This window comes from Oligoflexus tunisiensis (genome assembly GCF_001748245.1).
Lineage (GTDB): Bacteria > Bdellovibrionota_B > Oligoflexia > Oligoflexales > Oligoflexaceae > Oligoflexus > Oligoflexus tunisiensis.
Genome location: NZ_BDFO01000001.1, coordinates 4,174,575 through 4,185,705, shown reverse-complemented (window position 1 = coordinate 4,185,705; position 11,131 = coordinate 4,174,575). Strand labels below are relative to the sequence as shown.

General features: G+C 53.8%; 9 protein-coding genes. 2 read left to right on the top strand and 7 right to left on the bottom strand.

What is annotated here, in order from left to right:
- Positions 1–9 precede the first annotated feature (9 nt).
- Genes OLTU_RS17330 through OLTU_RS17315 form a run of 4 tightly spaced genes read right to left on the bottom strand, consistent with a single transcriptional unit; the run spans position 10 to position 5,541 of the window.
- The gene (locus OLTU_RS17330; protein ID WP_141736811.1) at positions 10–1,158 is read right to left on the bottom strand and encodes an acyl-CoA dehydrogenase family protein; all 1,149 of its coding nucleotides are present in this window, start codon (positions 1,156–1,158) and stop codon (positions 10–12) included.
- A 22-nt stretch (positions 1,159–1,180) separates the two neighbouring features.
- Positions 1,181–2,803, bottom strand: coding sequence for an acyl-CoA carboxylase subunit beta (locus OLTU_RS17325; protein WP_141734019.1), 1,623 nt, complete (start codon positions 2,801–2,803; stop codon positions 1,181–1,183).
- 24 nt (positions 2,804–2,827) lie between these two features.
- Positions 2,828–3,667, bottom strand: a complete 840-nt coding sequence (locus OLTU_RS17320) for an SDR family oxidoreductase (RefSeq protein WP_218110092.1) — start codon at positions 3,665–3,667, stop codon at positions 2,828–2,830.
- A gap of 32 nt (positions 3,668–3,699) precedes the next feature.
- Positions 3,700–5,541 carry an acyclic terpene utilization AtuA family protein gene (locus OLTU_RS17315; protein WP_141734017.1) on the bottom strand — a complete coding sequence of 614 codons (1,842 nt, stop codon included), beginning with the start codon at positions 5,539–5,541 and terminating at the stop codon, positions 3,700–3,702.
- A gap of 133 nt (positions 5,542–5,674) precedes the next feature.
- Between OLTU_RS17315 and OLTU_RS17310 the strand changes: the two genes are divergently transcribed.
- Both OLTU_RS17310 and OLTU_RS17305 read left to right on the top strand, forming a co-directional pair.
- Positions 5,675–6,301 carry a TetR/AcrR family transcriptional regulator gene (locus OLTU_RS17310; protein ID WP_141734016.1) on the top strand — a complete coding sequence of 209 codons (627 nt, stop codon included), beginning with the start codon at positions 5,675–5,677 and terminating at the stop codon, positions 6,299–6,301.
- A gap of 24 nt (positions 6,302–6,325) precedes the next feature.
- Entirely contained in the window at positions 6,326–8,353 is a 2,028-nt protein-coding gene (locus OLTU_RS17305) for an NADPH-dependent 2,4-dienoyl-CoA reductase (RefSeq protein ID WP_141734015.1), read from the top strand.
- Positions 8,354–8,396: 43 nt separating this feature from the next.
- Here OLTU_RS17305 and OLTU_RS17300 read toward each other — a convergent pair whose 3' ends face one another.
- The 3 genes from OLTU_RS17300 to OLTU_RS17290 form a co-directional block, all read right to left on the bottom strand.
- Positions 8,397–9,188 (bottom strand): hypothetical protein, encoded by a 792-nt coding sequence (locus OLTU_RS17300; protein WP_141734014.1) that lies wholly within the window; start codon positions 9,186–9,188, stop codon positions 8,397–8,399.
- Between the two features lie 62 nt (positions 9,189–9,250).
- Positions 9,251–9,571: a hypothetical protein gene (locus OLTU_RS17295; protein WP_141734013.1), complete on the bottom strand. Its 321-nt coding sequence runs from the start codon at positions 9,569–9,571 to the stop codon at positions 9,251–9,253.
- Between the two features lie 146 nt (positions 9,572–9,717).
- Positions 9,718–10,071, bottom strand: coding sequence for a hypothetical protein (locus OLTU_RS17290; RefSeq protein ID WP_141734012.1), 354 nt, complete (start codon positions 10,069–10,071; stop codon positions 9,718–9,720).
- Positions 10,072–11,131: the final 1,060 nt, after the last annotated feature.

Genomic DNA, 11,131 nt, shown 5'->3' with positions numbered 1-11,131 from the left:
CTTCCTATTCTAGCGTTTGCCCAAACCCATGAGCTTGCAAATGATACCCAGCATCATTTCATCGGCACCGCCACCAATGGAGAGAAGCCGGTTATCCCGATAGGCGCGAGCCACTTCGTTTTCCCACATGAAGCCCATGCCTCCCCAGTACTGCAAGCAATTGTCAGCCACCTGCCGACTGAGGCGTCCCGCTTTCAGCTTGGCCATCGAGGCCAATTTGGTGACTTCCTCGCCACTGATATAAAGTTCACAGGCCCGATAGGTTAAGGCCCGGAGAGCCTCGACCTCCGTTTGCAGTTCAGCGATCTTGAATTGAATGCTTTGATTGGACAGAAGAGGTGCGCCGAAGGTATTACGCTGCCGGCAGTGATCAATGGTCGTCCTGATCACCTGCTCCATGCCCTTTAAGCTGCTGGCCGCTGCAAACAATCGTTCTTCCTGAAACTGCATCATCTGCATCGGAAATCCCTGTCCCTCTTCACCGATGCGGTAATACTGGGGCACTCGAACGTTGTCGAAGAAGATCTGGGCCGTATCGGAGCTGCGCATCCCGAGCTTGTCAAATCGCGGCGAAACCGTCACGCCTGGACTCTTCATGGGCACGATGATCAAGGATTTATTGTAGTGAGGAGCGCCTTCGGAAGTGTTGGCCAGCAAACAGACAAAATCGGCCTGGGTCGCATTGGTGATCCACATTTTCGAGCCGTTGATAATATAATCAGCACCGTCTTTCACAGCCTGAGTCTTGAGCCCAGCGACATCCGAACCTGCCTCGGTCTCACTCACACCGATGCTGCCGACCATATCGCCTGAAATCGCTGGCGCCAGGAATTCGGCTCGCAGGCGATCACTCCCAAAACGAGCCAGAGCAGGAGTGGCCATATCGGTTTGCACGCCTATGGCCATGGGAATGGCGCCACAGCGGATCGTCCCCAATTCCTCGGCTACGACCATTCCATAGCTGTAATCCAAGCCCATTCCACCAAAGCGCTCCGGTTTGGTGACACCAAGCAAACCGAGCTGGCCCATTTTTTTGAAAAGCTCATGCGCAGGAAAGATTCCCTCCTTCTCCCATTCCTCAACATTGGGGTTGATTTCGTCTGCAACAAATCGCCGAACCGTCTCCGCCAATGCCTTATGCTCTTCAGTCATTTTCATCATGCTCTCCTTCTCAACATGCTCAAAACCGCGAAACACCGAACGTACTGCCAGCGAGCTTTGCTTGATCAGCTGACTGACAGATGAATAGACAAAGACCGAGCACCTTGCGCGAGTCCCGGGGATCAATGACGCCATCGTCCCACAGGCGGGCGCTGCCATACATCGCTGACGACTCCTGATCCAGCTTTTGCCGCGTAGCCTCTTCCATCATGGCCAGCTTGCGTTCATCAACGGTCTGCCCCAGCTTGCGCATTTTTTCTTCGGTGACCGTGCGCAAAACCATACCGGCCTGGGCACCACCCATCACAGCTGTTCGACTGTTGGGCCAGCTGAAGATGAATCGGGGATCGAATCCACGCCCGCACATGGCATAATTTCCAGCCCCATAGGAGCCGCCGATAACGAGCGAGATCTTGGGCACGCGAGCATTGGTCATGGCCTGGATCATTTTTGAGCCGTGCTTGATGATGCCGTTCCTTTCCGATTCGGTCCCAACCAGAAAGCCTGTGGTGTTATGGAAAAACAGAAGGGGGAGTCCAGCCTGATCGCACAACTGAATGAACTGTGCGGCCTTCACGGCTCCTTGCACCGTAATGGGCGCATTGTTTCCGATCAGTCCGCAGCGCATGCCCATGATCCTGCTGTGACCACAAACTGTGCCCTGGTCATAACCTGGCTTGAACTCCATGAACTCCGATCCATCGACGATCCTGGCCCAGATATCCCGAATATCAAACGGTGTTTTGATGTCTTTCGGAATCAGACCGAGCAGTTCATCTGCCGGATACAAAGGTTGAACGATGGAAGTGCGGCCAGGGAACGGCATGCCTTCCGCTTGATCCTGAAAAATATGGCCAAGCAGCGTTCTGGCGAAGGCAATCGCATCGGCGTCGCTTTCCGCAATATACTCCGCGGTTCCGGAAATCCCGGCGTGCATTTCTCCTCCGCCCAGGTCCTCGTCGCTGGCGATTTCACCCGTGGCCGCTTTGAGCAGGGGAGGGCCTGCGAGAAAAAGCTTGGACTGGTTGCGCACGACAATCACATAATCGGACAGGCCGGGTTGATAGGCGCCACCAGCCGTGGCATTGCCGTGGACTATGGTCACCTGGATGAGACCCAGCGCCGACATCTTCGCCTGATTGGCAAAGGTTCGCGCTCCTTCCACAAACACTTCAGACGCATAGTTCAGGTTCGCGCCGCCGCTTTCCGCCAGCGAGACCACGGGCAATTTGTTTTCCATGGCGATCTGTTGCAATCGAAGCGTTTTCTTCAGCCCGGTAGGTGAAATGACCCCGCCTTTGATCGCGCTATTGCTGGCGACGATCATGCAAAAGCGTCCGTGAATGAGACCAATTCCGCCGATAACACCGCCACCACAAGCCGATCCGTCCTTGTCGTCTTCCATTTTATAGCCGGCAAAGGCTGCTATTTCGAGAAAGGGACTGCCGGGATCGAGCAGGAACTCCACCCGCTTTCTGGGAATCATCTTTCCCTGCGCCGTGAATTTCGCTTCCGCCTCCCGCTCGCTCAGTTCCTTCAAACGTTCAGTCTGACGAAACTCTTCCAGCTGACTTAACAGGAATTCCTTATTGGATCGGATTTCAGCTTGCCCACTTACGTTGTAACTCTCAATAACTGGCATCGGCCACTCTCCAAGGTTTGCGCACTAGTCCAGGCTTTCCACGGCATCTGGCAGCTTCGATCGATGGAATCCGTCGTAGGCTTGATTATTTTCCGCCTTCGCCAAAGGCCAGAATTTGCCACCCAGTGGCGAGCCTCCATCCACCCGCAGAGTCGCTCCATTGATGTAACGGGCCCCATCGCTGAGCAGAAAACAGACGGCCGAGCTGATTTCCGCCTCGGTGCCGAGACGCTTGAGGGGAACACCCGCTTTCATGGTGGGCAGCAAGGCCTGAATGCTTTTATCATAGGTATCCATTCCTGATGACGCGATCCAACCCGGTGCCACCGCGTTCACACGCACACCGCGATGAGCCCACTCCACGGCAGCAGTCTTTGTGAAGTTGTCCATGCCGGCTCGTGCCGCTCCGGAGTGCCCCATTCCCGGCATTCCGCCCCAATTGTCCGCGGTAATATTGACAATGGACCCGCCGTGCCTGCTCATGGACTGATTAAAAACCTCCCGAGCCACGAGAAAGCCGCCCACAAGATTGGTGCGCACCACGGCCTCAAAGCCTTTTTGTGAGATATGACTCAAGGGTGCAGGAAACTGCCCTCCCGCATTATTCACAAGCCCATGAATGTGCTCAGCCGATTGAACTATTTCGGCAACGGTTTTGACGACCAATGCCTCGTCCCGAATATCGCAGACGTAGGGTCGTGCCGATCCCCCGTCCGCCTCGATTTCATTGCAGACAGTTCTCAGTTTTTCCTCGTTGCGGCCGACGATGTGAACCATGGCGCCCAATGCGCTCAGTTCATGAGCAATGCAGCGTCCGATACCGCTGCCACCTCCCGTGACGATAAACTGCCTGCCGGCGAACATGTTATCCCTGAAAATTGATTGATAAGATTTGCTCATAGGATGTCTCGCGGAATGGAAATGTTGATTTGCAAGAGCTGTTGACCATAGGATTTGCCTTGGGCATCGGCCTGGAGGCTTGCCATGCCACCGCCGCCCAGACTATTTTTGAGCAGAAAATTGAGAGCCATGATGCCCGGCATTTCCCAGCGTTGAACGGATTCAGCACAACCTTCTTCGCCCGGTTTCTGCTTCTGGGAAAAATACCGACGGAACTGCTTATGGACTCGTTCCGCTGAGAGCTCTTCCCGCAGCCAGGGCCAATATTCCGGTTTACGAGCGATCACCCCGATATTCGCGTGATTGCCTTTGTCTCCACTGCGGGCATAGGCGAGGCGATAGAGAGGAACGTCAACCAGATCAGACGATTTAGGCCGTTCGAGTCTGTCAGCGGACCTTGGATGTTGCTCATCCGGCAACTGCGACGACTCATCGGGAAATGAATGCACAGGAGTGATGATGGCTTCCCCATCCGACGTCCAGCTAACGGGAACCAGTTCCTTGTCGACCATGGCCACCAGCATCCCCATTCGTGGTGAAGGCTGGGGCCGCCCCGACGTTACCCCATAAATTCCCGCCCCCATGCCTGTCGCGGCCTGAGCGATTTCCTGGCAAAAATCTGCGACGGCTGTCTTGTCCTTATGAGCAACAGCAACGCGAAGGACGATTTCCAACGCATCCTCGGATACATAAGCTCGGCTGTCGCTGGAGTCAGGAGCAAAGTGTTCACCGCTGCCCAGGCACTCGATGAGAGTTTCCTCAAAGCCTGCCGCGCCTCGTTCTGTCAAACAGCGTTCGACTCGATCCAGAATGGCCTTTCCAACCGCCCGCGCTTTGATATGAGCGTTGTGGCCACTGATCATAAGCAGGGCGTTGGCCCGATATCCATCCAGGTAAAAGCCACAGGCCTTATATTGCCCGGATGGTTGCCGTCCCTTGGCACCGCATACGCGGACCCGGTCCGCCGCCTCCACTTCGACCTGAACATTTCTGAAATCGCAGATGACGTTGGGGAGCTTGTAGCTGGCGGGATCATCGATTTCGTAGACGATCTGTTCGCACACCGTTGCAAAATTTACCAGCCCGCCGGTGCCGGCAGGTTTTGTTACGATGAAACTTCCATCCTCGTAACATTCAACGATTGGAAAACCAATCTGCTCCGGATGAGGGACCTGAAGCCAGTCTGTGAAATTTCCACCGGTGCACTGCGCCCCACACTCAATGATATGGCCAGCCAGGGAACCTTGGGCCAGCCTATGGTAATCATCCCAGGACCATTGAAAATGGTGCACAAGAGGAGCCAGAACCAGGGCGCTATCGACCACGCGCCCGGTGATGATGATGTCACATCCGGCATCCAGTGCCGCCACGAGCCCTTCGGCTCCCAAATACGCATTAAAACAGACCAGTTTCTGACCCGAAAGGGTCGCGTCCTGCCCCCAGACCCTTTTTTGAAAGGCGCTGTCTTTCGCATGGCGCGCTTGAAGATCATCACCTGTCACGGCTCCCACTTTCAGGGACAGGCCTTCGGCATCAATGAGGGCTTGCAGCTGTCGCTTGCACTCGATGGGATTCAATCCACCTGCGTTGGCGAGCACACGGATCTTCCGGCTTTTGATCTGTCCGAGGAGTGGCTTCAGAATTTCCAGGAAGTCGGGCGCATAACCCTGTTCGGGCTGACGCATTTTAGCCATAGCCAACAATGCCATAGTCGTTTCAGCCAGAAAATCAAAGACAAGATAATCGATGGCGCCGCTTTCAATAAGCTGTTGCGCCGCTCGCGGCGTGTCACCCCAAAAAGCTGAAGCACAACCGATTGATACATGCGTCTTTTTCATGGCGTTCCCACCTTTTGGCAAGCTTTGGGTATATTTACGAGCCTTTTAAGGACTCGTTATGGCATCTTTCAAAAAGTTGAGTTACGCTTACCAAGCAAGCGCTTGGTTTGCAAATTGATTTTAGGAAACAGAGATGAATGTGATCAGTCGACTGGTAAAAGAAGGTTTGATCTGCGACCCGGAAAGTCCCAGGGGACGTATCATTCAGGAATCGAGCAAGCTGTTTGCTGAGCGTGGTTTTGAAAAAACGACGGTCAGAGATATTGCCGCAGCAGTCGGCATCCAGTCTGGCAGTCTCTTCCATCACTTTAAAGTGAAGGAAGACATTCTGAAGGCTATCATGGAAGAGGCCGTGCGCATCTGCGTAGCACGGCAGGAAGAGGCCGTGACCCTCGCTCAAACGCCGAGAGAAAAATTGCGCATGCTCATTCGGAGTGAGTTGGAAACGATTCATGGAGCCACCGGTCGCAGCATGTCGATTCTGGTATTGGAATGGCGCAGCATTTCCCAACATAACCAGCAGGAGCTGCTCGAACTCAGGGAACAATATGAGCGTCTGTGGTTCCAGGTTCTGGAAGAAAATTCGCCAGGAGAACTGGCCATTCGCAACATTCCGATCTTGCGCCGATTGATCAGTGGTGCCTTGTCCTGGTCCACCCATTGGTATCGGAATGATGGTAGTATAGATCTGGATCAACTGGCCGATTACTGTCTGGCTCTGGTGTTGAAGCAACCCATGACGACGGAAGATGAACTGTAAAACTTATAAGTCCAAGGTAAACCGATGACGCAATTTTATCCGAATTTGCTGGCCCCGATCGATCTCGGACCTGTCACTTTAAAAAACCGTGTGCTGATGGGCTCCATGCATACGGGCCTGGAAGACAGGTTTTTCAATTATGGGAAACTCGCCAGCTATTTCGCGGAACGGGCCCGTGGTGGCGTGGGCCTGATTATCACCGGCGGCATTTCACCAAACCGTCGAGGCTGGCTTGCGCCGGCCGGAGGCACTCTCAATACCAGGCTTGATGTCTTCAATCACCGGCGCGTGACCAGCGCTGTGCACCGCGAAGGCGGTCGGATTGCAATGCAGATCCTGCATGCCGGACGCTACGCTTATCATCCTTTTCAGGTCTCCGCGTCCAGCGTGAAGTCTCCCATCAATCCCTTTACGCCCCGCGAAATGAGCGAGAAACTGATCCTCGAGACCATCGACGATTACGCCCGCTGCACCCAGCTCGCCCGCGAGGCGGGTTACGATGGCGTTGAAATCATGGGAAGTGAAGGTTATCTCCTCAATCAGTTCCTTTGCAAGCGGGTGAATAAGCGCGAGGATCGTTGGGGTGGTCCGATCGAGAATCGCATGCTCTTTCCGGTCGAGATTGTGAAGGCGATACGCAAGAGCGTCGGTCAGGACTTTCTGCTCATCTATCGACTCTCTCTGCTTGATCTTGTTGAAGGCGGCAACACCTGGGACGAAATCGTGACGACCGCGAAGGCGCTTGAGGCCGCTGGCATCAACCTTTTGAATACCGGCATCGGTTGGCACGAAGCACGCATTCCGACGATCGTCACGTCCGTGCCAAGGGCCGCGTTTCGTGCGACGACGGCGCGCATGCGCAAGGAACTGCGAATACCCGTCTGCGCTTCGAATCGTATCAACACTCCCGAGGTCGCGGAGGACATCATCGCGTGCGGTGACGCGGACATGGTTTCCATGGCTCGCCCCTTGCTGGCCGATGCGGAATTCGTGAATAAAGCCGCGACGGGCCGAGCTGACGAGATCAACACCTGCATTGCCTGCAACCAGGCGTGTCTTGATCATATCTTTTCGATGAAACGCGCAACCTGTCTGGTCAATCCACGAGCCTGCCACGAAACAGAGCTGGTCATCCTTCCCAGTCAGAACAAGAAAAAGATCGCCGTCATCGGGGGAGGCATGGCGGGACTGGCTGCGGCAACGACAGCTGCTGAGCGCGGGCATGATGTCACACTCTTTGAAGCTTCGTCAGCCATCGGCGGGCAGTTTCGAATGGCAGCAACCATCCCTGGCAAGGAAGAGTTTCGCGAAACGATTCGCTATTTCGACAAGCGGATCAAGCGGGTGGGTGTGAAGCTAAAGCTCAACACGAAAATCGAAGCTGCTGATCTCAGCACCGACTTCGACGAGATTATTGTCGCGACAGGGGTGGTTCCACGCCGGCCTGCGATCGAAGGTTTGGATCATCCCAAGGTATTGTCCTATGCCGAGGTCCTGGCTGAACGCAAGGCTGTCGGCTCGAAAGTGGCGGTGATCGGTGCCGGTGGGATCGGCATCGACGTATCCGAATTTCTGCTGCACGATGCCGACCAGAGCATTGAGAGCTTTGAGAAGGCGTGGGGCATCGATTCCAAGGTCACGCACGAAGGGGGCTTAACCTCACCCGAAAAGCACCCACCTCGGAGGGAAATTTGGCTTTTGCAGCGCAAACCTGCTGGCAAGTCGATGGGTTCAGGCCCTGGCAAAAGCAGTGGGTGGGTGCATAAGATCGCCTTGAACCAGAACGGTATTCGTATGCTGGGAGGAGTTGAGTATCAGAAGGTTGATGATCAAGGTCTGCACATCATGCACGAAGGGCAAGCCAAGGTTCTGCCTGTGGATAACGTGATCATCTGCGCTGGCCAGGAGTCGGTGCGAGATTTGCTTCCCGTGGATGAGGCAGGGAAGATCACGAACGCCCGCTATCATGTGATCGGCGGCGCAGACTTCGCGGCTGAGTTGGATGCGAAACGTGCGATTCAGCAAGGTACGGAACTCGCCTCGCGGCTCTAGAGCGGAACCGGTGCGGGTTCAGTGCCCGCCCGTTCATCCACTTCTATGGCCAGTTAAGCAGAAGCTTGGCTCCAAAACCGAAAAAACTTCCACCTTGCCCCCTCTGGAATCCGGCTTTCACGTCCGTGATTCCTTCAAGCACATTGGGATAGAAAGGGGTTCCATTACGGCCCGTGTGATCCTGGGATGCGTAAAGAGAGAACGCGCCTTCGCCAAATCTCAGAAAGACAAGCTCCAATTCGGTATATCCCACGGTTCCCGATGACAAAGCCACAGCTACGTTACGGCTCTCTTCGTTGAGAGTCACTTTTCCCAATGCAGCCTGGAAAGAAGGCCCTAAAGAAAGAAAAATATCAGGGAATCCCGTCGACGGTGTATATCCAATCTTGATATAGGGCAGGGCGATCAGTGCCAGCAGATCGACCTGGGCCTGATAAAGCGGCACTCCTTCACTTTGCAATTTTTCCGTCTCTTCTTTCAATAGGCCGCCGCTCAGATAGCGAGCCGTAAAGTTGATATCAAAATCAAAATAGAAATCTCCATCGCGACGAAATGCCTGCTGCAGGAACAAACCATAGCCGCTCGACTGCCCTGCCGCCAGTCCAAGCGAACAGGTCTGTTCCGTTGGATCTTCATCGTCGTTAATACATGATTCGGGGATCGAATCCATGGCAGGAGTCTTGTACGTGAGATTGATATGGTCGAAAGAGTGGCTATACTCGATGCCGACTTGATATTTATTAAAATAATTCCGCATTGCATCAATAAAAGCAAAACATTGCTGAGATACAAGCAGAGACGATATGAGAACAATGTTTCGGTACCACGCATGCATAGAACTATCCCAGGGTTGCTTTCAATATTTCCTCTCTGTAAATCGGTAATTTGTCTCAGGAGTTAAGCTGATTTATTGGTAGCTCTGGGACCTGCGAAATTGTCCAGGAAAAAGAGGGTGCCTTCGCAGGGATCGGGGGCAATCTTGACTGAAAAGGAAGCCTTGGGAGCGAGATGCTGCTGTTGCGAAAGCAGCGCCGTTTCACCCAGGCTTGAGCCGCCGCCCGCATAAACAACGTCAGCCTCAAGGCCACTGACAGCGATGATTTCGCTCATATAGGTGGCAAGGGTATCAGATCCCTGCATGACCATCGGGCTGCCGTTGTTTTGTGCGAAAAGAGATGTGCTGATCCAGAGAGAGCTGAAAAGCAGTTGGCGCATCATGTTAATCTCCTTGGTTTGTTGTGGGTGCCCGAACTGCCCCAACCGGAAAGTCGGAAATCCGGTTGTCGCTCGTGTCGATAGGATATTTCAAGAGAGGAAGAGATTATGCTCGGCAAGAGAGAGGCAGCTATGTGCCTGCTTTCAAATCAGGGAAGCCCATTGACTTCCCGCATTTCAACCTGATCCAGAATACTGCCCTGTCCGTCGGAGGGGCCGCGATCCGTAAATGCCAGGCGCGTGCTGCTCGCATCGGTAATAAAGGTTATGCTGACCCGTGTCCATTGCAGAGCTTCATTGGCTTTGGAGAAAACCATGGTCGAACCCAGCCTGGCATCGACAGTCTGGGTTACCGTCGCCCGCTTTTTATACCAGAACTGGGAACCCGCTTTGATAGGCAGATCCTGATAAAGGTAAATGTTCCCGCCGGTGCCGCTGGAGCATGCGGAATCGAGTTCCGTGTTTTTTTCGCCCTCATAGGGTGCGCCAACGCTGGTCAGCATACGACCGACCTGGGCTTCGATGTAAGCAATCCCGTCGGCACAGTTATGGGTCTCAGCGGGCTCGGCTTTCCAGGTCTCCGACTGAGTTGACGTGGTGCGCGAATTGGTCGAGCCCGCGACGACTTCGTATTCGTCAAAGCCGCCGTTGCGAACCAGATTGGTACCCAGCGAGCTGTTGCCGGCGATGCCATCAATCAGAATATGTCCATCATTGAAGATGAGCAGGACCTGCAGGCTGGCTCCGCTCGGATTGGCGAAAGTTAAGAGGAAGAGCTGCCTCTGAGTGTCATGACTGCTTGAAACTTTCTGCCAGCGGTCCTGCTGCTTCGCTGGACGAAAGGATCCAGCTCAGCTTCCTTGTTGTCAAAGGCTGGCGTCTCATCTGAGGAATTTGTGGAATTTGTGGAAGTGGTTCTGGTCTCTCTGCTCAGCCACTGACGACCCTGACAAGCCGCAAGCCATAGAACAACGAGCGTTGAAAACAAGACCAGGGAATAGTGAAAGAGAAATCTGCCTGGCCGATTATAGGACCCGAGCTTCATACCATTACCCTTCCATTTTCGCCGCATTTAACCGATAGCGTCTCTATCTGTTTTGGTGAGAATGGCCTTAATGATGCCAAATCCCAAATAAACTTGCCACGTTGCCATCAATAGAAAGATTGAGCGAACGTCTTAACCAGCAGTTTTTAGTGCATTTTGTGGTGGTATCATCGTCGGATCCATACTCTGCCCATTGTTTCTGAAGCGCAGAATAACATTGTATTGACGCGATCACTCGTTGCTTTCCAGCGGCTACAATCATGGAGTGATTCGATTTTTTTGGCACGAGTATAAAGGTTTGTTTAGGAAATACCTGGATCTTTGCCAGCGTCGCAGCAGGTTTGGGCACTCTCCTTGTGAGTAACGAAATATTTATCCTGAGACACCTTCACAGCCAGCGGCCCTGGATGGCTATCGGCGGATTAGAGCGCTGCTTCGCGTTCAATTCATTGTGGTTGCGAACGCCTTACGAAAGATCATGTTTGATAATGATCACACGTAATGACCTTTCATTGAGT